Genomic DNA, 24062 nt, shown 5'->3' with positions numbered 1-24062 from the left:
CCGATAATAATATCGGACGGGCTTTTTCTTATAAAATAATTTAGTTTATGGTTATAGAGTCATTTAACTCACCCTACTCGCTCGCTGACCCTAAAACACTGTTCAAACTTTCAATTACGTGCTTAGAAGTCGCTTGCTTCTGCAGTTCAAGCAACTGCTCATGCGCCATTTGACGACGTGGTTCAGCCAAGGTATTCCAACGTGCCAGCACTTGTAATAAACGCGATGCTAACACCGGATTGGCGTCATCCAGCTTTTTAATCACAGCGATATAAATATCTAAACCTTCTTGTGTCCATAAGACTGTTGGTTGCGAGGTAAAGGCGCTGATGACTGAGCGTACACGGTTGGGCGTATTCCAATCAAAATCTGCATGCGCAAGTAAGGATTTAATAGTATCAGGTGTGACCGTATCAGCGGAGGCTTGCACGCTGAACCATAAATCAATAACCAAATCATTATTTTGGAAGCGCTTATAAAAGTCTGCCAAATAGGCATCAGCATTTGCCAGTTGATGATTGACCATCACTTTTAACGCGCCAAAACGTTCTGTCATACAGCTGGCATTATCATACTGCTGCTGCGCCCATTCATCTGCACCGGCAACGTTGGCGGTCAATGCCATATCGAGTACCACATTACGTAAAGCACGGGTGCCACGAGCGGCGGCACTGTCTTCATAAGCCTGCATCGGTAGCTGCTTATAAAGCTCAGACCATTGATCTTTTAGCGCCTCTGCCAGCTGTTGATATAAGCCTTCACGCTGTGCTTTTACCAGCTCTGGATCGTAATCTTTATGAATAGCAGATGCCAACTCTGGTGCTGACGGAATATCAAGCAAACGCGCCGCCAACATCGCATCACTAGCAGCCAATTCAGGTAAGGTCTGCGCCACTGCTTGCAAATATATCTCAGGGCTGCTTTTCGCGCCTTGACCTTGCAGTAAAATGCGATTGACGAGCATTTGCGTCACTTGCCAGCGGTTAAAGCCATTGTTCTCATATTGAAGCAAAAACGCCAAATCTTCATCTTGATAATCATAATTGAGCTGCACTGGCGCGCTAAAATCACGTAGCAAGGATACTACTGGCTCGCTTACTACATTTTCAAAGGTAAAGGTTTGTGTGGCTTGATCGAGCAGCAACATACGCTCAGCGACGATAGCACCAGAATCTTTATCAAATAGTGCGGTCGCTACGGGTATCGGCAATGGTTTTGGTGCATCAAAGCCTGCAACATGACGAGTTTGCTGACTCAAGGTAATGGTCAATATTTGCGTCGCGCTGTCATAAACTTGGTGACCAGAGACCACTGGCGTACCGGGCTGACGATACCAATCGATAAAGTCCTCAATCTTGCTATCGGTAATACTAAGCGCCGATAAAAAGTCTTCAACCGTGACCGCTTGCCCATCGTAACGACGGAAGTATTCATCCGTCCCTTTGCGGAAATTATCAGGCCCTAACGTATTGGCGATCATACGGACAATTTCAGCACCTTTTTCATAAATAGTGGTGGTATAAAAGTTATTAATCTCAACGAAACTTTCAGGGCGTACAGGGTGCGCTAACGGTCCTGCATCCTCAGCAAACTGATGCGCACGCAAGGTTGCCACATCATCGATACGCTGGACGGCACTTGACTGCTGGTCGGCTGAAAATGATTGATCACGATAAACGGTAAAGCCTTCTTTTAGACACAGCTGAAACCAATCACGGCACGTAATGCGATTGCCCGTCCAGTTATGAAAGTATTCATGGGCAATGATAGATTTGACACTAAAGCTACGTGAATCTGTGGTGGTCTCAGGGCTAGACAGTACACAAGCGGTGTTAAAGATATTTAAACCCTTGTTTTCCATCGCGCCCATATTAAACTGGCTAACCGCAACAATCATATAACGGTCTAAATCGTAAGCGCGACCATAATTGACCTCATCCCATTGCATCGAATCCTTTAAAGCTTGCATGCCGACAGCACATTTATCGATATCTTCCGACTTCGCATAGAGCTCAAGCATTACCTCACGCCCTTCGCTCGTCGTATAGCTATCAGTCAATACATCTAAGTCAGCGATAACGCAAGCAAATAAATAGCTTGGCTTATTGGTCGGGTCTTGCCAAATCGCATAATGACGCTCAGGTGCATCCACCACTTCACCCGCTTCGAGCAAACTACCATTACTCAGTAGCGTTGGAAAACGCTTATCGGCTTCTAAGCGTGTGGTAAATATCGCCAGCACATCAGGACGGTCTGGATAAAAGGTAATCTTGCGAAAGCCCTCTGGCTCACACTGGCTGACAAACATGGTATCGTCACCACTGCCGGCAATATATAAGCCTTCAAGCGCCGTATTGGTATGCGGATGGATGCGTACTTGCAGCTGTAATTTGGTGTTTTTTGGCGCATCGGTAATGGTTAATGTGCCCTCAGCTTGCGTATAACGATTACGAGCAAGCGGCTCATCATTAAGCTTAATGGACATCAGCTCAAGCGCTTCGCCATACAGCACCAAGTCGCCGTCAGTCTGACGCTGCATCACCAAAGTACTATCTACAATGGCATGATCATCAAATAGCTTAATATCCAAATCAACGGTTTCCACATCAAAGCTTGGTGGTCTATAGTCTTTTAAATGAATTTTACTTGGAGCATGTGATGGCACATCTGGCATGTCAGGATTGATAATTTGAGCAGCGGTTTCAGTGGTGGACATGAAAGTTCCTATTATTATTTATGATAAAAAGCTTACAACACTTAGCTACATTGCTCTAAACCACCAAATTTCAAGTGCGAGGATGAATAAAAACCAGCTTAGCATTTATTACTCAGGTAGTAGTCATGGCTAGCACGAACCGCTCGCCTTTTTATTCATTTATTAATCACTATCGCCTTTATCAATCACAGCAGTTAATCATTGGATAATGCGTAGTAACATGATTTAATAGGCTGATTGCTAACCTGACTACCAATTAAACGACCAACCTTATGACGACTGATGCTTCAAACATTACTTTACCATTATTAAGTGCTTATATTGAGGCATTACTACCTTCATTAGCCGCGCCTACCCAGAGCCAAGCAACTGAGCAACTAACCTCTGTCGATAATCATCAGGGTGAAATATTGTGGGTCGTACCAGATAAGCAAGAACGCTTAAATCTGCAAGCCCAACTTAGAGATAGCATTGCTATTATAAAAAGCAGCGCGCCTGATAGTCTCTATAAGAACGATGAAAATAATGATGAAATGGCAGCATTGCCTATAGCGACTTTAACCGAGCTTACCCAACAAGCGCGGCCTGAGCGTTATAATTTGGCCTGCTTTTGGCTACCTACCTTATCAGCAGAATTACTACAACAGTATATCCCCCTACTCATGCGCTATCGGGACATCTATGCCGCCCATTTACTTATCGTGCTTGATAAGGCAATAGATTTGCGCGCTTACGGTTTGACACCGTTCGATATTTTGAGCGAAGCATCTTTAGCCAAGGATATCACTCATCAAAAAGACACCACTTTATTGATGGCATCGTCGCCCATATCCGCCACACTTTGGCAGTTTAATTTGTACGATTATAAGCAATTGCCAAACTGGCTCAACGCTGAATACTGGGCGAACCCTGAAAATTGGGGTAAGAACCGTTGGTAAAATATCGGATAGGTATATGTAAATTCTCGAATTATTTACAGTAATACTACTTACATAAAGTAACATTTAGTATATGATAGATAGCAATTGCCTAAGTTTTACCAAAAGCAGTTTACAACAACAAATGTCATTAAAATTTTAGGAGCTCATTATGTCAACCAGTTTTTCAAAAATCGCTGCTCTAGCAGTATTATCAAGTGCTGTGGTATTGGCATCAGGTTGTGCCAACAAACGCGCGACTTCAGAAGTTGTCGTGGCCCCACTAGGTATCCCAGGTGGTCAAGCGGGTTATAACGGCGCGGTTATCGTCGGTAACTCAAATGCTGTTATTACTGGTGCTGAGAACCTACAAGCGGTTGTATACTTTGCCTTTGATAGCAGTGAAATCACCTCACAAGCGGCTGGCGTATTAAACCAACATGCCGGTCTATTAAGCTCAAATCCAAACGCCGGTGTTGTTATCGCTGGTCACACTGATGAGCGCGGTAGCCGTGAATATAACATCGCCCTAGGTGAGCGCCGTGCCCAAGCTGCACGTGATTATCTTGCTGCCCAAGGTGTTGCGGTAAATAATATCCGTGTCATCAGTTATGGTGAAGAGCGTCCAGCAGCTGCCGGTACGACTGAAGATGCCTATGCACAAAACCGCCGTGCTGAATTGTCTTACTAATCACTGTTGATAAGACTTTGTTAGCCTAAATTAATGAGTAGCAAAAAGCCCAGCAAATATATTGTTGGGCTTTTTGCATTCTGCTACGCTAAAATGAATGGTTAAAAGTGGTTTATATTTTGATAACTTGCAGCTATGACCAATTTAAAAATACGAAGAAACCTATCTCTCAACAGCTTTAAGCTAATAGCCTTTACTATAAATAAATGATGCCAACCTTAAACTTACATAATATCCAATACAGTCAACTTGATTCCACGACGTGGTGCGCGACGGCTCAGGTACCTGCATTTTGCCATCTAAATTCTTTGCACTTATTCAGCAATCCATTATTATTTAACGCAAACCTATTAAACATCGACACTGATAAATTCAGTCATATTACTTGGCGCTACCATATTTCTAACGTTTCTTTATCCGCGCGCAAAATCGCTTATCAACAGCGCCAGCAGCAACGTGCTGGTGTGCGCCTGTTATTACAATCTCTACTTAACAAGCTAGATATTATTGACAGTTTGGATGACGTAAGCTTCCCCTATCGACTTGTTAACAGCCAATATTACGTGTGCTTTAGTCATACTGGGGCGAGTAGTCCAAATACTTCTACTCAGCCGAGTGGAGAAAAATCTTTTAATGGGTTAGATAATAAAGTTGCGGTTGTTATTAGTTGTCATCGTCCTGTAGGCATCGACATAGAAACCAATAACGTTGAATGGCGGGTGGCAAAGCGCTTTTATCATATTAATGAGATTGCTATCTTACAAGCTCTAACTTTTATGCAACGTGATACTGTCGCTAAGTTACTATGGCAAATAAAAGAGTGTTTTATTAAAATTCATCAGTATAAACTTGCGCAAGGTTTAGGTATGGATTACTCCTATCTCATTACTGGTTTAGTGAACGGTATCGAAGCACAGGCACAGCTACCTTTGTTAGCGTTTAACGATGATAAAACTGGTTACTATCTCGTCTTATTACCTAAACAGCAGACAGTAATTGTTTATTAAAAAGTACTTAATGTAGGCACATCATTCTGACTTTATTTTAGACAAAAAAAACGACCCTTTTCAGGATCGTTTTTTTATTACTACTTATCTTCTAACAACAGTCCTTAGACTGTGATTAGCTTAGAAGCGGTAAGTTGCACCAACTTTAACAATTGGCATCCACTCTAACCAATCTTTATCTTCTAGCTCTTTTTCTGCTGCTTTAGCTACATCACTACCCTTAACAGTAGTAGTACCATTTACAGTTGTAGCTGTAACGTTACCGTTTGCATTGCTTGAAGTAACAGTAGCATCAGTTTGGCCCATATACGCTGCGCCGATTTCACCAAACAAACCAAAGTTATTGGTGATGTTAGGACGGAAACCGATAGTAGCATAAGGAGCTAACTTATTACGATGCTCCATAGTACCTTCTAAAGTACCTGTTTCAGCGGCATTATAGTCAACGTTGTTAATTCTAAAGTTAGGACCTTTTGCATTTGCACGTACATCAAAATCATTATCAGGAACGATGATACCAGCACCCATTGTGAACCAGTTACCAGTAGGACGTAATTGTACGCCTAGGTATGGGTTGCTAAAATCAGAATCAACGTCATAGTTTACATCGTTTGCATCAAAGTCACCGCCGAATAGGTCAGCAACATCGCCACCTGCCCAACCAGCTTGTAGTTCAGTTTTCTCGTTTAGAGACCAACCGATGTTAGCGCCATAACCTAAAGTACCAACTTCAGCACTAACAGATGCTGGGTTTACTACTTGTTTGAAGAAACCTTTAGTACCACCAAGTGTGTTGCCTACAACACCAGCGTCAGCATCATCTGCATAACCAGGTTGTGCTTGATATGCAACAGCTACTGGCTCAGCTTCGTATACAACTGCTTCATTACCGTCAACAACGATAACTGGCTCAGCTGCTAATGCAGCACTTGATGCTAAAACAGCAGCAGAGATTGCCGTTAATTTAATAAGTTTCATAGAATACTCTCCTAAAGTGTGAAATAACTCGCCCGTAAAAAAATGATAATTTAGCTTTTTTTAAACAACCATTTTGTTGAGCAGATTAAAACAATTTTGGCTTGAAAAGTCACCCCCATGGATGCGCTTTTTATTTGCCGTTATGTAAAGATTGCATAGATATTGTAATAATTGCTACACCAATCCGCAAAACTTCGCTTTCCTGTTACACAATACTCTCAAAGCAACTGAATAGCACAAACACGAATATTGAATCGCTTAACGCTCATGTAAAGGTATTACAAAACATGTCAGTATAATGACCTATGTCACACTTTAACTCAATTACAGTTATGGAGTTTATTACTACAGTTTGTTGTGGTTTGTGAGTTAACGTATCTAACATTACCTAATCACTGATAATTTAGAAGCCAAATAACTTAAAAACCAGATGATTTAGAAAGCTGTTAGTTAATACTTAGTATGAATAGCAGTATGGTACATAAATGTGTTTATATTTAATAAGATATAAGCTTGTCTAAGCGCCATAATATGCTAAATTAGTCTTAGTCATAAAGTTGCTTTTAGACTATGAATTTACTGGTCTTTAACTGACTGATTACGGCGTCTTTTGTTCTCTGCTTTATTTTTATCATTCTTATTGAGCCATCTATATGCCTAAAGTATCGTCGATTACCCGTGTGTTAGAGATTATCGAAGCCGTATCTTACGCTTCCAAGCCCCTCTCGCCACTTGAGCTATCGCAAGAGCTTGATATCCCAAAACCGACCATTCATCGATTGATTCAAAATTTGGTCGATGAAGGGTTTGTTACGGTGGATATTGGTGGCGGTATTATTCCTGGCAAACGGGTACGTAATTTGAGCGTCGAGCTTTGGCAACAGCGTCAGTTCTTTAATGAGCGCCAAATAATTTTGCAAAAATTGGTTGATGAGATTAAAGAGACCTGTGGTATTGCCATTCCTTATCAGATGGACATGATGTATACCAATCGTGCTAACACCTCGTTACCGTTACAGATTTATCTCCCTGTCGGCGCAAAATCACCGATGTGGTGTACGGCCACCGGTAAGCTTTATTTAAGCCAGTTATCGGCGACCAGCCGCGCTAAAATACTGCAAGGGCTACCACTAGATAAATTTACCAAAAATACGATTACGGATATTGATGGGTTAAATGCCGAGCTTGATCGTATTGCGGAGACCGGTATCGGTATCGACAATGAAGAGTTTATCTCAGAGATGGTAGCGGTATCGGTACCGGTGCTGGATAAAAAGTCACGCTATTTGGCCTCTTTATATATTCATGCCCCAACCATCCGTGTGTCATTAGATGATCTAATGACACACGTGCCTCGTTTACAAACAGCGGCGCAGGATATTCAAGCTTTGGTGTATGAGCTGCAAAACTAGAGCCTGTATCATTAAGAAAAAATATGAGCTAACACAAAAAGGTCTGCGCTATAAAACTAGCGCAGACCTTTTTTGATAGTGCTTTGGAAAATAGTCTTTAATATTTCGTTAAAGCACAATATTCAAAATAAATTAACAATTTTAAGCGTTTAGAGCGTTAAGATAGTACTGAGCTATCATGACGCGCCATAATACTAGAAAAGTCTTTATCACCGTTGTCTATCGTATGTGCTTCGTAAAGCTCCGTCGCTTTGGCACCCATTGGAGTTTCAACATCGGTATCCTTAGCCGTTTGCATCGCAAGGTTAAGATCCTTTTGCATCAGCTTACTCATAAAGCCACCTTTATAACCATTGCTAGATGGGACGTTCTCCATCACTTGCGGATAAGGGTTATAGACTTCTAGTGTCCAGTTACGACCTGAGCTTTGTAGCATAATATCTGATAGCACTTTAGGGTCGAGGCCATTTTTAACGCCTAAATTAATCGCCTCTGCTGTTCCCGCCATTAGAATGCCTAACAGCATGTTGTTGCAGATTTTCGCAACTTGTCCAGCACCGTGCTCGCCAGCATGGAAGATGTTTTTACCCATAACGGCTAGTATCGGCTCAGCTTTGGCGAACGCATCGTCGCTGCCACCAACGATGAAGGTTAAACTACCAGCGATGGCGCCGCCTGTACCGCCGGAGACTGGCGCATCTAAGAAGTCTATGCCAAGCTTACTTGCTGCCTCTGCTACCAATCTTGCATCAGCTGCAGCGATGGTACTGCTATCGATGACCAATGTGCCTTTGGGCAGTTCTGCTAGTAGGCCTTCAGCCCCATTATTTCCTAGATAGACAGAATGAACGTGCTTGCCCGCAGGCAACATGCTAATAATGACTTGTGCATTGCTCGCAGCATCTTTAGGGCTATTAGCTACACTGGCACCTGCTTGCTGCAAGCGCTGGGTCGCCTCCTCAGACAAGTCATAGACAGAGAGCGTATAACCTGCCTTTAATAAGTTCTCTGCCATCGGTGCGCCCATATTGCCAAGCCCAATGAAAGCTATATTTGGCTTAGCAGTATTATTATCGGTCGTAGCTGTATTGCTTAAACCTGAATCCTTTGTTCCCATCTCATCGCTCCTTGATGATTGCTTATGCAGACAGTGCTACATATGGTATTGCATTATTTAATTTAGATTGTTTATAGTGCTTTATATATAGTTAAAGATACTTAGCGCACAAGCTGGCTGCCTAACGCTTCATCACCCAACCAATCGCCTAAGGGATGCTCGCCTTTAGCATAAGGGTTTACAAAGTGCTGATGTATATATTCCTGCCCTTCGGTGCTGAGACACTCTGCTAATGAACGTGACCATTGTGGGTTGCGATCTTTGTCAATCAGTAGCGCACGTACGCCTTCTTTAAAGTCAGGATTGGCCGCACAATGCACCGCTACGTTGGCCTCTAAATACAGAACCTGCTCTAGCGATAAGTCCGTGACTTTATGATAAAGCGCGTAGGTCAGAGCGACAGTAACTGGGCAACCTTGACGATAAGTGTCTACTGCCCGCTGCGTCCAGCTGTCTGCTGCAAAGTCTGTATCTAGCTTTGCCAGCGCCTCATCGCTTTGTAGAAGTGCATCAATATCTCCCAGTCCGCCGCTGTTCATCAACTGTTGGATAGGATGCCAATATGTCGCTAATTTGCTAGCAGGCAATTCGGCTACTGGTTGTGCTGCCAGTGCGCGGCTAACGATACTATGGGCGCTATTGTTGTGACATTTATCGGTGCTACTTGCTGCCACTTGCCAATCGCTCTGTTTTAAACTTTGTATGATGGCCTCGTAATCACTACTGGCAACGGCATACTCTGCAAGATTGGCTAATAAAGCGTCATTGCCATTACACATCGCACCTGTTAGCCCTAAAAATAAACCTGTTTTAGCTGGCATACGCTGCAAGAACCAACTACCAGAAGCATCTGGGAACAGTCCAATAGTCACTTCTGGCATAGCAAAGCGGGTGCGCTCAGTGACCAAACGATGACTACAACCTGCCATCAAACCCATGCCGCCACCCATAATAATGCCGTCGCCCCAGAGGATTAATGGCTTTGGATAAAAATGCATCTGCCGATAAAGACGGTATTCATGACCAAAAAACTCTGTCGCATAAGGATTCGGTAGCGGCGCACTGCTGGACATGCTGTCATAGAGCTTACGGATATCGCCGCCAGCACAAAATGCCTTGTCACCTGCTCCTTTTAATACCAATGCCACTATCTGATCGTCATTTTGCCACTGCTCTAGCTGCTGGGCTAATAACTGACACATCTCGACACTGAGCGCATTGAGAGATTTGGGCGTATTTAACGTCATGATTCCAATCAGATGGCCACACTCTGTCGGCTCAGTATCGAACAATACCGGCGCTTCTTGTGTGATGTTTTCTACGGAATTTTGATTATTAGTATCGTCCGTCGCTGTCGTAGCTGCTGTCATAAAAGTAACCTAAAAATTAAAAGGAAAAATATTAGCGCTAAGTCTGATTTAATTTGGCCTATTTATTTTGGCCTATTTATTTTGCCAAGTGGGTTTGCGCTTCTCTAAAAACGCTTGCACGCCTTCGCGCTGATCTTTGGTGTCGAACAACTTAACAAAAGCTTCGCGCTCATGGATAAGGTTTTGGGCAGGCGGGGTATTTCTTGCCGCTTGGATAAGCTGTTTAGAGTAACTGACGGCAACAGGAGATTGCTTAGCGACTTTTTGCGCTAGCGCTTGCGCCGCTAGTAAACCGCCACCTTTTGCCGTAACTTCTTCGACTAAGCCAATGCGTAATGCTGTCTCAGCATCGACGCGCTCACCGCACAATATCATACGTTTCGCCCAGCCTTCACCAATCAGCAAAGGCAGATTCTGCGTACCGCCCGCGCATGGCAATAAACCCACGCCGGTCTCTGGTAAGGCCATCTGTGCATGCGCTTCTGCGATACGGATATCACAGGCCAACGCGCACTCAAGTCCACCGCCCATCGCATAGCCGTTGATGACTGCAATACTGACACCGCGATACGCTGATAGTGCTTCAAACGCTTCACCAAACGCGATTGCCATGCTGATTGCTTGGCCTTTATCACCGTCAGAGAAATTATTTAAATCCGCACCTGCTGAAAAGAATTTCTCACCATCGCCATGGATAATTAAGGCATAAACATCATCGTTGGCATTAAGGTCAGTAACCAGCTGTTTGAGCGCTGGCAGACTGTCCATCGTCCACGTGTGAGCTGGTGGGTTATTCAGTGTCACGGTAGCAATGTGGCCGTCAATTGATAACTTGAGATTGGTATAATCCGTCATAAATAATCCTTTATTTTATCTGAATTTGGTACGATTTATTGGTGAGACGCTAGGTAAAAGAGCCCTAGAAAATCATAGAGCACTTAAAGTATTGCTATAAAATTGCTGTGTACTACGATTAACGCAATTGACTCAATGCATCATCTTGCATAAGCTGGCGCGAGACAATCACTCGCATGATCTCATTGGTGCCTTCCAAAATCTGATGCACACGCAAGTCTCGTACATGGCGCTCAAGCGGATATTCATTTAGATAGCCATAACCGCCATGCAACTGTAAGGCTTCATTGGCAACATCGAAACAAAGATCCGTGGAGAGACGCTTTGCCATCGCACAGTAAGTAGAAGCTTGCCCATCATTGTTATCGACTTTACTTGCCGCTAGATACAGCATTTGCCGCGCAGTAATGGTTTGGGTAAGCATGTCAGCAAGCTTAAACTGTACTGATTGTAAGCTGGCAATCGGGCTACCAAACTGGCTACGCTCTTGCACGTAATTGGTCGCTGTCTCTAGCGCTGACTGCGCCGTACCTACCGCACAGATACCAATATTAATACGACCGCCATCCAAGCCTTTCATCGCAATACGAAAACCTTGGCCTTCTTCACCGATGAGATTTTCTACTGGTACTTTGACATCTTTAAAGCTGATAGTACGGGTTGGCTGCGCTTTCCAGCCCATTTTATGCTCGTTTTTACCATATTCGATACCAGCGCTATCAGCGTCTACCACAAATGCAGAAACCCCTTTTGGTCCTGCGCCGCCTGTACGCGCCAAGACTACCAACACATCGGTTGAGCCTGCGCCTGAGATAAAGGTTTTCTCTCCATTGAGCACGTAATGGTCGCCTTGCTTATCGGCTTTGGTGCGTAATGAGGCGGCATCAGAACCGGCATTCGGCTCAGTTAAGCAATAGCTACCAAGCCATTCACCGCTGACCATATTGGGCAAATACTTTTTACACAAAGCATCGCTACCATATTCACCAATCATCCAGCTCGCCATGTTATGGATACTCATATAAGCAGCGACTGCCGTATCACCCCATGCCAGCTCCTCAAACACCATGGCAGAGTCTAAGCGTGGTAACCCTAAACCATCATAGTCTGGGTTGGTATACAGCCCCAAAAAGCCAAGCTCGCCTGATTTCTTAATAACATCGACTGGGAAGTGTGAGGTACGATCCCATTCAGCCGCATTGGGCTTTAGCTCTTTTTGAGCAAACTGCCGAGCGGTTTGGCGAAAGGCAATTTGGTCTTCGGTCAATGAGAAATCCATAGGGTCATCCTTGTGCTTGCATAGCAAATATGGTGGAGAGAAGGTTATAAGCCGTCAGTCTACTGTGGTTTAAACCGTGTTGGTTATACAGTATAGCAGCGCTATAACGACTATCATAAATTATGCTTTGTTAAAAACATACTGAGTAAGATTGTCACTATGTTATTTAGATGCTGCCAATATATTGGATTAGCGATTACATTGAAATAGTGGTATTGACACCGCGGCTTGCCTCATCATCGAACCAGCGGGCAGTGACTGTTTTGGTTTGAGTATAAAATTGCACCGCTTGCTTACCATAAGGACCGAGATCACCCAGCTTACTAGCACGTGAGCCTGAGAACGAGAACATTGGTAGTGGCACAGGAATTGGCAAGTTAATACCGATTTGACCGACCTGCACATCCTGCTGGAATTTATGCGCAGCAGCGCCTGACTGAGTAAAGATCGCCGTACCATTACCATATGGATTGGCATTTAGCAGCTCAATCGCTTCATCAAGGTCGGCTGCACGCATGATACAAAGTACTGGTCCAAAGATTTCTTGCTGATAAATTTGCATATCAGCGGTGACGTTATCAAAGATAGTTGGTCCTACAAAGTTGCCTTTCTCAAAGCCTTCAACCGTGATACCGCGACCATCAAGAAGTAGACTGGCGCCCTCTTCTACCCCTGTACCAATCAAATGCTCAACACGCGCTTTTGCTGCTGGTGAAATGAGCGGACCTAAGTCCTTGTCGTTTTTACCTGCTGAGACCACTAAGCCTTCTGCTTTAGCTTTAATATCGTCAATCCATTCCCCTGCTGCGCCAACTAGCACCACGACTGACAGCGCCATACAACGTTGACCGGCGGCACCAAATGCTGCACCCGCTAGCTGATTGAGTGTTTGCTCTTTATTGGCATCAGGTAGGATAACGCCATGGTTTTTCGCACCCATCATACACTGGGCGCGCTTACCAGATTTACTAGCGCGCTCATAGACATGCTTGCCAACGTTGGTTGAGCCAACGAATGAAACCGCCTTAATATCTGGGTGATCACAAATGGCATCAACCGTCGCCTTGCCGCCATGTACGACGTTTAACACACCTTCAGGCACGCCAGCTTCGACCGCAAGCTCAACCAAACGCATGGTGACCATCGGGTCTTGTTCAGAAGGCTTTAGAATGAATGTATTACCCGTGGCAATCGCCATTGGGAACATCCATAGTGGAATCATCGCTGGGAAGTTAAACGGCGTGATACCAGCACAGACGCCCAATGGCTGCCAGATACTATAAGTGTCTACGCCTGAGGCGACGTTTTCAACGAAGTCGCCGATTTGCAGATTGGCAATACCTGCGGCATGTTCGACGACTTCTAGACCACGGAATACATCCCCGCGCGCATCAGCGATAGTCTTGCCCTGCTCTGCTGTCAGGATTTCTGCCAGCTCATCCATATGATCGCGTATGAGTGCTTGATACTTTAAAAAGATACGCGCACGCGTGGTGATTGGCGTTTTGCGCCATGTCTGAAAGGCTTTCTGAGCGGCAGCGACGGCTTGGTTGATTTCATCGTCAGTGGTTTGCGGAACTTTGGCAATAACTTCTTGCGTGGCGGGATCGGTGATATCAATCCATTCACTGGTATTAGAATCAACGAATTGACCATTAATAAGCTGTTTAACGTGGTGCATAAGATATCCTTATCTTGTTTGCGAGACTACCCTTTTATGGTGTCCTAGTATTCAAAAAAGAGATAAAAACGATAAGTTTTTATCAATCAAACTTAATTTTTAAAATGATTTATTTCGTATCGTTATTGACTATAGCAATAAATCAATTTTAGGGTCAAGTGCTTTGTTGAAATTTTGGTAACCTTAGTGATCAGCATTGATAAGTGGCACGCTTTAGTAAAAAAAGCCCATGATTATTCATGAGCTTTTAAACTACATTAGTGATCATTATTTCTAAGCAATCAATAATCTTTCATGGACTGCTTAATCGCATCAATCGCGGTTGGGTTATCAAGCGTTGACATATCTCCCGTCTCATTACCTTCCGCTAAAGCACGAATAGCGCGGCGTAATATTTTGCCGGAGCGCGTTTTTGGTAATGCTTGCGGGAAATAAATCGCTGCCGGTCTGGCAATACCGCCAAGCGATTTTACCACCGCACCGATGACTTGCTGCTCAATACGGAAACGGTTTTCGGTCGTCGCCACTTGTTCATGATCTTTTAACACACAAAAAGCAATGGGCAACTCGCCTTTTAATTCGTCCTGAATACCCACGACCGCACACTCTGCCATCTCTGGATGGGTGCTTATCGCCTCTTCAATCTCTTGAGTACCGATACGGTGGCCGGCGACGTTAATCACATCATCCGTACGTCCTAAGATATAAAAATAACCATCTTCATCCGTCACTGCATAGTCCGAGGTTGAGTATTGCTTACCATCAAACAGACCAAAATAGCTGCTGATAAAGCGCTCGTCATTACGCCATACGGTTGTGAGACAACCTGGTGGCAAGGGCGCGCGAATGGCGAGCAAGCCCTTTTCGCCAGCTTTACAAAGCTCGCCGGTTTCTTCGTTTATCACGTGGGCATCATAACCATACATAGGATAACCAGGTGAGCCTTGTTTGTGCGGTTTATGATTAAATTTGGGCGTATTACTTAGAATTGGCCAGCCTGACTCTGTCTGCCAATAATGATCTAAAATCGGCACCCCTAAATGCTTGGTCAGCCAATTGGCCGTTGACTCATCAAGTGGCTCACCTGCCAAAAAGAATGACTTAAGGCTTGAGACGTCGTAGCGGGTCATCCAAGTCTCATCTTGTTTTTTTAGCATACGCACACCGGTCGGTGCGGTAAATAAAATATTAACCTTATTGGCTTCGACAATCCGCCACCAAATACCTGGGTTTGGACGATGTGGCAAGCCTTCATACATTACACTGGTCATACCAGCGAGCAATGGCGCATAAATGGTATAAGAATGTCCAACTGCCCAGCCGATATCTGATATCGCCCAAAAGGTCTCGCTCGCTTTGCCATCGTAGATATAATCTATCGATGTCGTTAGCGCCACTGCGTGACCGCCGGTATCGCGTTGTACACCCTTTGGTGTACCGGTAGTACCTGAGGTATAAAGCAGATAGGATGGCGTATTGGACTCTAACCATACTGGCTCAACAATTGCATTGGCTTCACAGCTGATACGGCGCTGGGTTGCATAATCGACATCGATAGCTTTTTTCTCAAACGGCAACACACCACGATTGACGACTAGTACATGCTCGGGCTTGACCGTTGCTTGCTCAACGCCTTGATTGACCAAGCTCTTATAATTAACAACCTTACCGCCACGTAGACCCGCATCTACTGTGATGACCATTTTTGCTTCGGCATCATCCATACGAATGGCCAAGTTATGGGCAGCAAAGCCCCCAAATACCACCGAATGCACCGCACCGATACGCGCGCAGGCTAGCATGGCATAAGCGGCTTCTAATATCATAGGCATATAGATGATGCCGCGATCGCCCTTGCCGATTCCGTGACGCTGTAGCACATCGGCAAAGTAATTGACTTCTTTATAAAGGTCATTATAAGTCAGACGACGCTTGGTATAGTCGGTATAAAGCTCAACGTTATTGCCCAAATCTTTAAAGGCATCGACGACGGTAGGAAAGGTTTCTATTAATTCTTGGTTAATCTCAGAGGATAGCCAAATAAAAGCATCCTGCTCTGCGCGCTCTGCAAGATGGCGATCGACACAGTTATAACAAAGGTTGGTCTCACCGCCGACGAACCACTTAGCAAACGGCAGATTGCTGTCATCAAGGATTTGCTCAGGCTCTTTATGCCAATAAATGCGCTTGGCTTGCTCAGCCCAAAACTGCTCGCGATTATCAATGGAGGACTGATAAATATCTGCAAAGGTTTGTTTGCTATCAAATGACGCTTGAGAATTTTGGCTAGAGGATTGATTGAAGCTTTGATTATTATTGTGATTCACAGCTTGATTGCTGGTTTGATGACTGCTTTGATTGCTGGTTTGAGAGTTAGCTTGCTCGTTCATAATGGCTGTCCTTAGCGTAAACGATGGGTAATGCTGTAAGTTTTTATAAAAAGCAATGTTATAAGAAGCGATGTTGTAAGAAGCAATTTTATAAGATATAACTTCATAATATGATGCTTTATAAGATACGCTCTTATTCAATAATATCATAATATAAAACTGGCTATCCCTGCCAGAACTGAAAAACCGATACGTTATGTATCGGTTTAAAATGTAGCAGAGCTAGTGATAAAGGTCAACTATTAAGCGTGTCAGCTACTTGATACTTTGCTAGCTATAATCGCATTAAAAGTTAACCACTCTAAGCGATTACACCTCTGTTTGATTGGCATACATCTCGCGCATGACTTTTTTGTCATGTTTCCCTACCGAGGTTTTTGGTAGCTCATCGACGAATTTAAACTGACTTGGCACGCCATACTTAGGAATAATACCGCGCTCAACAGCTTGCTCGGCAATCGCTTTGATGTCATCGGCGCTGGTATCTTGGCAAGCAGGTTTAAGCACAATCAAGGCTAGCGGACGCTCGCCCCACTGCTTATCACGCACACCAATCACTGACACGTCAGCCACCGCTGGATGTAACGATAAAATCGTCTCAATCTCTAATGACGATATCCACTCACCGCCTGATTTGATCACGTCTTTTAGACGATCAGTAATTTTAATATAACCATCAGGCTGGATGTAGGCGATATCTTGCGTATGCATATAGCCATTTTCCCACAGCTCTTTACCCGCATCGTCGTTTTTCAGATAGCTTTGCGTTAACCAAGGCGCGCGCAGCACCAACTCGCCCGTATTGTCTTTACCCATACCGACAGATTCATTGTCAGTATTCCATACTTGAGCGTCTACCATCAGTACCGGCTTACCGGTCATACAACGGCGGGCGATATCTTCTTCTGCAGACATTTCAGGCTCATTGAGGCTAAATTCTGTCAAGCTAATAAGGGGGGCGGTCTCAGACATACCATAGCCAGTATAAACTTCGATACCTTGCGCCAATGCTGCTTTTGCTAAGCCTTCGGTCAGTTTAGAGCCACCGATAATCATTTTTAAACCATTAAAACTGGCATCGCGATCTTGCGCTTCTTTGAGCACCATCTGCAAAATCGTTGGTACGCAATGGGTGATACTGACCTTTTCATTGATAATTAAATCCATCAATACATCGGGTGCATAGCGACCTGGATAGACTTGTTTTAAACCAACCATAGTGGCGGTAAACGGGAAACCCCACGCATGAACGTGGAACATCGGCGTCATCGGCATATAAACGTCGCCATAACTGACGCCTTGCTTGTTAGGCAGCATGCCCAATGACGCCGCTTCCGTCAGCGTATGTAATACCAATTGACGATGGCTAAAGAACACGCCTTTTGGATCGCCGGTCGTACCTGAAGTATAGAAGGTGGTGGCAATGGTGTTTTCATCAAAATCTGGGAATTCAAACTCGCTACTAGCGGCATCTAACAGCGCTTCATATTCACCGGTGACACGATTTTGATTGCCGCCAAAGACGCCTTCATGCGTCACGCCATTGTCATCAAGCCAAATAATATGCTCAATACTAGAGTTTTCAAACTGATAATCTTTCACCAAGGGCGCAAACTCAGAGTTGAGCAGCAATACTTTTGGTTTAGCATGGTTGATGGTATAAAGGATTTTTTCAGGTGACAGGCGGATATTGACGGTTTGCAAGATATATTCTGACATCGGTATGGCAAAGTACGATTCTAAGTAGCGATGACTGTCCCAATCCATGACTGCAATCACATCACCGGCATCAAGCTTTAAATCTGCTAAAACATTGGCTAAGCGATTGATACGTCCAAATAACTCTTTATAAGTGAAGCGTTTTTTATCGGCATAAACGATTTCTTGCTCTAGCGACACCGTTTTGGCACGATTTAACAGTTGCTTGACGATTAGCGGATAATCGTAGGCTGACGGCGCACTATGATAAATATTTGACATAAATTTGACTTCCTTGTGGATGGCGTTACGTATTTTAAAAGCACTTTTGATAGCTATTTTAATAGGTCAGGAAACATATAAAAACTTAGCATTTTTATTGTCTTTTTTACCATTATGAGTGGTATAAACGCGGTTATAAATGATTGTGATGCTTATCGTCATTCTTAATAAGCTCTATTGATAGTAAGAAAAAACCTAGGCTATGTAAAGCGTGCTTGCGTAAGTAGCATACGATGGCCAGTACGTTGATTGGCATTTAAACACACGAGTTATTATGTTATGACAAGGCCATATTAAGTGAATAGATATAGTGCTAAAAATTGCTATATTAAAATGTGCTGCACTAAAAGCCAGTTTATCAAAAGAATCATTTTCTTAATAATAGGCGCTCAAAAAATGCTATCGAAAGACCCTCTTAATTCGCGCGAGGATTTGTTTTGACCATACCAATGCTAGCAACCAATAACGCCAGCACTTGTACAAACAATAATAACCAAACCGTCAGCGACCATTGGCCACGCGCATAAGCGATGCCGCAGAGCCACGCGCCCATCGTGCCGCCTGCGTAATAACCCATATAATATAAGCCCGACGCCAATGAACGTCCTTTTTTAACATTGACCGCGATATAACTGATGGTGGCAGCTTGCGTAATAAAGACGCCAGTGGACATAACAGCAAGCCCTATCACGACTCCCCAAAGCGGTGTTAGCAATGTTAGCAGCACGCCAAGCATCGAGATAACCATCGCTACTCGAACCGTACGCGCTGAGCCAAATCGGCGTAGCAACGTCGTTGATAATGGGGTGATGATAACGCCTATTAAATACACGGCAAAAATATTGGCAAGCGCACCTGTGCTTAATTCATAAGGTGTATCGGCCAAATGCAAATTAATAAACGTAAAACAGCCTACCAAAGAAAACAGCACACAAGCACCAAGCAAGCAGGACGTGACGACATAACGGTTGACTAAATGCTCACCAAGGGTCTGCATGGCTGAGCGAAAATTAGGATTGGCAATAAAGTGCCGTGACGATGGTAGCATTTTACCGACCCATAGCGCCCCGATAAGCGTCATACCTGCCATCACATAGTATCCGGCGCGCCAACCGATAAGCTCATGCAAGTGCCCAAGTAAAAAACGCCCCATAAAGCCGCCAAGTACCGAGCCTGACACATAAAACGACATCAGCTCAGTGACCGCGCGCCCCTCAAACTCTTCACCGATATAAGCAATCGTCACCACCGTAATACCCGGTACAGACAATCCCTGCATAAATCGCCACATGCCCATCCAACCGATATTGGGACTTTGGGCAATTAATGCAGTAGGTATCGCTAAAAACAAGAGCGCCCCGACGATAAATGATTTGCGACCAACGGCATCAGAAAGCATGCCCAAAAATGGCGACATGATAGCAATCGCCAATATGGTAGCGCCGACAATCATGCCCGCCTGCACCTCAGTTGCGGACATATCCACCATCAATACTGGCAAAATAGCCTGAATAGAATAGACCTGCAAAAAAGCAAACATCCCAATCAAGCCAATCGTCAGCTTCAATACCCATGAAGGCGCGTTAAAGGGCGTGTTCATACGGCGATTGATGTCGCTGTTATCTTGGCTAATACCAGCGGCTTTGCCATTAACATCGCTATCATTATCTATACTGTTATTTATATTATTATTCAAAGTATTACTGACTATATTGGACGCCTTTTTTAGCTGGAAGCTAGACGGCATAGGTGAGAGAAATAAAGCGATAGCATGAAATCGTTATAATAATAAAACTTATGACTGACTATAAAACGATGCATGGTTTGTGAGTTTATCACAGCAAATACCAGACTCGGGTTTCGGTGTGTTATTCGCGATGCTATTTATGAATGTTATTTATAATAAAGGATTTTTATTCAAGTGCTTTTAATGACAAATTTTTCAACCCTAAAACGCTAGGCTGATTTTAACACTGTAGAGGTGATTAATATTTTTGACAGCTAATAGATTACTGTCTACTATTATTTTGCCCTGCTATTTATGATTGATATCGCCACTTTAGCCCTAGCCTGACAAAGTAATGCATAGAATAAAGTAACGCACAGAATAAACCTTACATACAAAAAGACCTCAAATAATAGACCCTTTATCATGTTAAACAACGCTATTTATCCAAGATTGATTGCCGCGACAGGCGCACTGATTGTTTCTATGCATGTGGCAGCGGTCACATCAGAACAAGTAACCCCAATTAAACAGCCAGTAATTGAAAAGCTGTCAATTAATGAGCTGTCAACCGCCACCTTAGCAACCAAAGTGCCCGCAACTAAAATACCTTTAACCACGACAACATCAGCATCGCCTACCTCAAACTGTATTCCTGACAGTGTCATTACAGCGGCTGAGCTGTCAGCTACGCGCGATAATGGTCCTTTTACGGTGGCAAGTAAATCTGTTCCTCGGCAACTAGCCAATGGCTTCGGCGGCGGAACCATTCATTATCCTACCAATGCTGGTGACTGCGGTCTGTTAGGCGGTATCGCGGTGATTCCCGGTTATGTGTCTTATGAAGCCTCTATCAAATGGTGGGGGCCACGTCTGGCATCTTGGGGATTTGTGGTGATTACTATCGATACCAACCCTATTTATGATGACCCCGATAGCCGTGCGACGCAGTTGAGCGCCGCACTCGATCATATTCTTAGCGATAGTACGGTGGGTGCGCAAATAGATAGCACACGTTTAGGCGCTATCGGCTGGTCAATGGGCGGTGGTGGCGCGCTGCAGTTAGCGACCAAGCGCAGTGACGTTCGAGCCATTATTCCGCAAACGCCCTATCATGATAAAGACTACGGCAACATGGACACGCCTGCTTTATTTATTACCTGTCAAAATGACCGTATTGCCTCTAATAAAAAGTACAGCAGTCCATTTTATAATAATGCTGCTGGCGCAAAAATGAAGATTGAGATAAAAAATGGCAGCCACTTTTGTCCAAGCTATCGCTTTAACGAGATATTACTCAGTAAACCAGGTATTGCTTGGATGCATCGCTACATAAATGGTGATACTCGCTTCGATAAATTTTTATGCAACAATGAAAATTATGGCAACAGCCCCCGTATATCGGCTTACGATTATAAGAATTGTGTATAGTCAATTTAAGCTAAAAACAATACAGCGCGGCTGGGATAAGTTTTGCGCAGCCACTGGAGACTAAAGCACACAGCAAGCAAGCACAGAAGGAAGAAGAAGTTATCTCAGCAGATCGCTATTTTGAAATGCTATTCTGAATGGCCCCTTTTCTATTAAACTGACCATTTGGCCGCGTTTTTACACTTACATATTTATATTGCTAATATCCTTTTCCTTACAGACTTTACGCACTTAAAAAACCATAATCAGAACGTATGCATAATTCATTGCTATTACTAATAATTAAAAAACTAACAAAATAACCATTAAGGAAAAGTATCAATGACCGATAAAATACATGATTTGGGTGCAGGATTTTGGAATATTCGTGGCACGTTTCGCTTAGGCGGGGTGCTAAATATAGGCACTCAATGCTCGCTTGTAAAATTAGCCTCAGGTCGCTTTATATTTTTAGACAGCTACGAGCTCACCGGCGACGTACGCGCTGAGGTAATGGCGTTAACCAACAATGGGCAAGATGTCGAAGCGGTGCTCAATGTCCACCCCTTTCATACTGTCCACTGCGCACAAATGGCAAAGGACTTCCCGCAAGCAACTTTTTATGGCAGTAGCCGTCATCATAAAAAAATCCCCGAAATTCAATGGGCAGACGATTTGGTCGAAAGTGATGCGGTCGCCAAGCGCTACCCTGAGCTGAAGTTTTCTATGTCAAAAGGTATTCATTATATCTCGCCCAATGAGATGATTCATGCAGGCTCGCTGTTGGTATTCCATCCTGCCAGTAAAAGCTTGCACGTCGATGATACTTTTATGAGTCCACCAACCAAATTACTAGAAGCGGTGCTACCGGAACTGTTATTGCACCCAACGACCAAAAAAGCACTAAAAGATGAGCCCAATGCTGGCAAGCAGTATTGCGACTGGGCGACCAATCTGGCGCATGAATGGCGCGAGGTACGTAACTTCTGTGCCGCGCATTCTTATTTAGTGAAGTTTAAAGAGGGTGAGTTTGAAAAAGCCTTATTAAAAGCCATTGATAAAGCCCGTCCTAAGCTTGAAAATGCTTAAACGCTTAGAGGCTTAGCTGCTTTAAAAATTGATAATAAAAAAGGCTGCCCATACTATTACTAGCGGGGCAGCCTTTTTTGTGGCGATTTTATATATAGTAGAATCACTTTAAAATTGATACAGTGCGACTGGGATGAATTTTTCGAAGCCTCTGGAGTGCAAGGCGCACAGCAAGCAAGAAAAATTTATACCAGTCGCACATAGCTATAACGTAGCGCTTTTATTTTGAACTGACTATATAAAACCTCTATTCTACAAAACTATTTAGTCCATTTCTATAAAACAATAACTCCGCAAGCTCTGCCTCATTACTGATAATATCTGCCAATGTATAACGCTCAAGGACGTTGATAAAAGCGGTCAATGCTTCAAAGAATACCTGTTTTAGCTGACAGACAGGACTGATAATACAGCCTGACTTGACCCCCGCACTTGCTTCCTCATCAATCAGCGTCAAAGACAGATCTTTGGCAACCGCATTATCATCAGTACCATTAAAAGAGCTGTCAGAATTAGCGTTGTCAGGCTTAGGATTAATCAATAAATCGGTCGAAAAACATTCAACCAAATTAAAATCAGGCTCAATCTGTTTGATTAACACCCCCAAATTGATGTCTTTTGGCGCACACGCCAAGCGAATCCCACCGTTTTTACCGCGCACGCTATCTATATAGCCAAGTTGCCCGAGCTGATGAATAATTTTGGTCAAATGACTTCTAGAAATGTGATAACTGTTGGCAATATCACTGATATTTGCCAATAGGTGCGGCTCAGGCTTGGTCGCCAAATATATTAATGAGCGCAGCGCATAATCACTATAGTTGGTCAGTCGCATTTTTTGCACTCCAATGTTTGTTATAACTATTAACTTTATAATTTGAAATAATGGTATTTTTTAAAATGCTATGTTTTAAGTCGCTTTAGCTTTTAAACGGTTTAACTTTTAAAGCTGTTTAACGTTTGAAGGACTTAAATTTTAAATCAGTTGCATTTTAACCGTTTTAACACCTTATTAGCCAAATAAACCATCTGGGCGCGGGCGTGCCAGTATCGGCAAATAACTGATACAAAACAAGGCAAAACAAGCTATCCAAGCGCTTTGTGCCAGCATAATCCATAATAAGTAATGACTCATATCGATTAATGGCAAAAATACCCGACTGACAAACGCCACTGCCATAAGCGCGAACATCGCATTGACGATTTTGGGTGGCTGATGAATACTGCGCCCCGTATGACCGAGCGACACCCGCGCCATCATCGCCACCGTCATCATGCCAATACCGGAAATCGATAATCCATGTACCGCAATGCTGTGATTATAGCCTAACCATGGCTGCAGTGCGTACAATACAAAGCTCACACACATCCCTAAAAAGGCGATATATAACGACCATAGTAACGGTTTTTGCCAAATACCACGATGATACCAGCCAACTAAGCG

18 protein-coding genes are annotated in these 24062 nt (G+C 43.7%); 6 read left to right on the top strand and 12 right to left on the bottom strand.

Features of this window, described 5'->3' with window-relative positions:
- Window positions 1-73 precede the first annotated feature (73 nt).
- Complete coding sequence (gene pepN, locus JMX94_RS10255) at window positions 74-2716, bottom strand: aminopeptidase N (RefSeq protein WP_201565249.1); 2643 nt, start codon at window positions 2714-2716, stop codon at window positions 74-76.
- Window positions 2717-2988: 272 nt separating this feature from the next.
- Here pepN and JMX94_RS10250 point away from each other — a divergent pair, with 272 nt between their 5' ends.
- The 3 genes from JMX94_RS10250 to JMX94_RS10240 all read left to right on the top strand — a co-directional run bounded on the left by JMX94_RS10250 (window position 2989) and on the right by JMX94_RS10240 (window position 5331).
- Window positions 2989-3654, top strand: coding sequence for a DUF6231 family protein (locus tag JMX94_RS10250; RefSeq protein WP_201565248.1), 666 nt, complete (start codon window positions 2989-2991; stop codon window positions 3652-3654).
- Window positions 3655-3805: 151 nt separating this feature from the next.
- Window positions 3806-4324, top strand: a complete 519-nt coding sequence (pal, locus tag JMX94_RS10245) for a peptidoglycan-associated lipoprotein Pal (RefSeq protein WP_183618461.1) — start codon at window positions 3806-3808, stop codon at window positions 4322-4324.
- A 206-nt stretch (window positions 4325-4530) separates the two neighbouring features.
- Window positions 4531-5331 (top strand): 4'-phosphopantetheinyl transferase superfamily protein, encoded by an 801-nt coding sequence (locus JMX94_RS10240; protein ID WP_227673605.1) that lies wholly within the window; start codon window positions 4531-4533, stop codon window positions 5329-5331.
- 120 nt (window positions 5332-5451) lie between these two features.
- On the opposite strand, the gene JMX94_RS10235 is transcribed toward JMX94_RS10240, so the two are convergent.
- Window positions 5452-6309 (bottom strand): hypothetical protein, encoded by an 858-nt coding sequence (locus tag JMX94_RS10235; RefSeq protein WP_201565247.1) that lies wholly within the window; start codon window positions 6307-6309, stop codon window positions 5452-5454.
- A 653-nt stretch (window positions 6310-6962) separates the two neighbouring features.
- Between JMX94_RS10235 and JMX94_RS10230 the strand changes: the two genes are divergently transcribed.
- A complete protein-coding gene (locus JMX94_RS10230; RefSeq protein WP_201565246.1) occupies window positions 6963-7721 on the top strand; it encodes an IclR family transcriptional regulator in 759 nt (252 codons plus the stop codon).
- Window positions 7722-7878: 157 nt separating this feature from the next.
- Here the strand turns inward: JMX94_RS10230 and mmsB are convergent, their stop codons facing one another.
- The 8 genes from mmsB to JMX94_RS10190 form a co-directional block, all read right to left on the bottom strand.
- Window positions 7879-8838, bottom strand: a complete 960-nt coding sequence (gene mmsB / locus JMX94_RS10225) for a 3-hydroxyisobutyrate dehydrogenase (RefSeq protein WP_201565245.1) — start codon at window positions 8836-8838, stop codon at window positions 7879-7881.
- 101 nt (window positions 8839-8939) lie between these two features.
- Window positions 8940-10208 (bottom strand): enoyl-CoA hydratase/isomerase family protein, encoded by a 1269-nt coding sequence (locus JMX94_RS10220; RefSeq protein ID WP_227673604.1) that lies wholly within the window; start codon window positions 10206-10208, stop codon window positions 8940-8942.
- A gap of 72 nt (window positions 10209-10280) precedes the next feature.
- Window positions 10281-11063, bottom strand: coding sequence for an enoyl-CoA hydratase (locus tag JMX94_RS10215; RefSeq protein ID WP_201565244.1), 783 nt, complete (start codon window positions 11061-11063; stop codon window positions 10281-10283).
- Between the two features lie 118 nt (window positions 11064-11181).
- Window positions 11182-12342 carry an acyl-CoA dehydrogenase family protein gene (locus tag JMX94_RS10210; protein ID WP_201565243.1) on the bottom strand — a complete coding sequence of 387 codons (1161 nt, stop codon included), beginning with the start codon at window positions 12340-12342 and terminating at the stop codon, window positions 11182-11184.
- 196 nt (window positions 12343-12538) lie between these two features.
- The gene (locus JMX94_RS10205; RefSeq protein WP_201565242.1) at window positions 12539-14023 is read right to left on the bottom strand and encodes a CoA-acylating methylmalonate-semialdehyde dehydrogenase; all 1485 of its coding nucleotides are present in this window, start codon (window positions 14021-14023) and stop codon (window positions 12539-12541) included.
- 281 nt (window positions 14024-14304) lie between these two features.
- A complete protein-coding gene (locus JMX94_RS10200; protein WP_227673603.1) occupies window positions 14305-16413 on the bottom strand; it encodes a propionate--CoA ligase in 2109 nt (702 codons plus the stop codon).
- Window positions 16414-16722: 309 nt separating this feature from the next.
- Window positions 16723-18393, bottom strand: a complete 1671-nt coding sequence (locus JMX94_RS10195) for a fatty acid--CoA ligase (RefSeq protein ID WP_201565241.1) — start codon at window positions 18391-18393, stop codon at window positions 16723-16725.
- 415 nt (window positions 18394-18808) lie between these two features.
- Window positions 18809-19993: an MFS transporter gene (locus JMX94_RS10190; RefSeq protein WP_201565281.1), complete on the bottom strand. Its 1185-nt coding sequence runs from the start codon at window positions 19991-19993 to the stop codon at window positions 18809-18811.
- 552 nt (window positions 19994-20545) lie between these two features.
- Between JMX94_RS10190 and JMX94_RS10185 the strand changes: the two genes are divergently transcribed.
- Window positions 20546-21550 (top strand): dienelactone hydrolase family protein, encoded by a 1005-nt coding sequence (locus tag JMX94_RS10185; RefSeq protein ID WP_201565240.1) that lies wholly within the window; start codon window positions 20546-20548, stop codon window positions 21548-21550.
- 321 nt (window positions 21551-21871) lie between these two features.
- Complete coding sequence (locus tag JMX94_RS10180) at window positions 21872-22618, top strand: hypothetical protein (protein WP_201565239.1); 747 nt, start codon at window positions 21872-21874, stop codon at window positions 22616-22618.
- Window positions 22619-22865: 247 nt separating this feature from the next.
- On the opposite strand, the gene JMX94_RS10175 is transcribed toward JMX94_RS10180, so the two are convergent.
- Window positions 22866-23453, bottom strand: a complete 588-nt coding sequence (locus tag JMX94_RS10175; protein ID WP_201565238.1) for an Rrf2 family transcriptional regulator — start codon at window positions 23451-23453, stop codon at window positions 22866-22868.
- Window positions 23454-23630: 177 nt separating this feature from the next.
- Window positions 23631-24062, bottom strand: a 432-nt coding sequence (locus JMX94_RS10170; RefSeq protein ID WP_201565237.1) for an NnrS family protein, incomplete at its 5' end; no start/stop codon positions are given.

Source organism: Psychrobacter sp. CMS30, assembly GCF_904846565.1.
In the GTDB taxonomy this organism is placed as follows: Bacteria; Pseudomonadota; Gammaproteobacteria; order Pseudomonadales; family Moraxellaceae; genus Psychrobacter; species Psychrobacter maritimus.
The sequence above is the reverse complement of the archived record's forward strand: the minus strand, read 5'-3'. Positions and strand labels throughout refer to the sequence as shown.

Bases quoted from the DNA above. Each gene is read 5' to 3' on its own strand.
- pepN (WP_201565249.1), bottom strand. From the start codon at position 2,716: ATGTCCACCACTGAAACCGCTGCTCAAATTATCAATCCTGACATGCCA.
- JMX94_RS10250 (WP_201565248.1), top strand. From the start codon at position 2,989: ATGACGACTGATGCTTCAAACATTACTTTACCATTATTAAGTGCTTAT.
- pal (WP_183618461.1), top strand. From the start codon at position 3,806: ATGTCAACCAGTTTTTCAAAAATCGCTGCTCTAGCAGTATTATCAAGT.
- JMX94_RS10240 (WP_227673605.1), top strand. From the start codon at position 4,531: ATGATGCCAACCTTAAACTTACATAATATCCAATACAGTCAACTTGAT.
- JMX94_RS10235 (WP_201565247.1), bottom strand. From the start codon at position 6,309: ATGAAACTTATTAAATTAACGGCAATCTCTGCTGCTGTTTTAGCATCA.
- JMX94_RS10230 (WP_201565246.1), top strand. From the start codon at position 6,963: ATGCCTAAAGTATCGTCGATTACCCGTGTGTTAGAGATTATCGAAGCC.
- mmsB (WP_201565245.1), bottom strand. From the start codon at position 8,838: ATGGGAACAAAGGATTCAGGTTTAAGCAATACAGCTACGACCGATAAT.
- JMX94_RS10220 (WP_227673604.1), bottom strand. From the start codon at position 10,208: ATGACAGCAGCTACGACAGCGACGGACGATACTAATAATCAAAATTCC.
- JMX94_RS10215 (WP_201565244.1), bottom strand. From the start codon at position 11,063: ATGACGGATTATACCAATCTCAAGTTATCAATTGACGGCCACATTGCT.
- JMX94_RS10210 (WP_201565243.1), bottom strand. From the start codon at position 12,342: ATGGATTTCTCATTGACCGAAGACCAAATTGCCTTTCGCCAAACCGCT.
- JMX94_RS10205 (WP_201565242.1), bottom strand. From the start codon at position 14,023: ATGCACCACGTTAAACAGCTTATTAATGGTCAATTCGTTGATTCTAAT.
- JMX94_RS10200 (WP_227673603.1), bottom strand. From the start codon at position 16,413: ATGAACGAGCAAGCTAACTCTCAAACCAGCAATCAAAGCAGTCATCAA.
- JMX94_RS10195 (WP_201565241.1), bottom strand. From the start codon at position 18,393: ATGTCAAATATTTATCATAGTGCGCCGTCAGCCTACGATTATCCGCTA.
- JMX94_RS10190 (WP_201565281.1), bottom strand. From the start codon at position 19,993: ATGAACACGCCCTTTAACGCGCCTTCATGGGTATTGAAGCTGACGATT.
- JMX94_RS10185 (WP_201565240.1), top strand. From the start codon at position 20,546: ATGTTAAACAACGCTATTTATCCAAGATTGATTGCCGCGACAGGCGCA.
- JMX94_RS10180 (WP_201565239.1), top strand. From the start codon at position 21,872: ATGACCGATAAAATACATGATTTGGGTGCAGGATTTTGGAATATTCGT.
- JMX94_RS10175 (WP_201565238.1), bottom strand. From the start codon at position 23,453: ATGCGACTGACCAACTATAGTGATTATGCGCTGCGCTCATTAATATAT.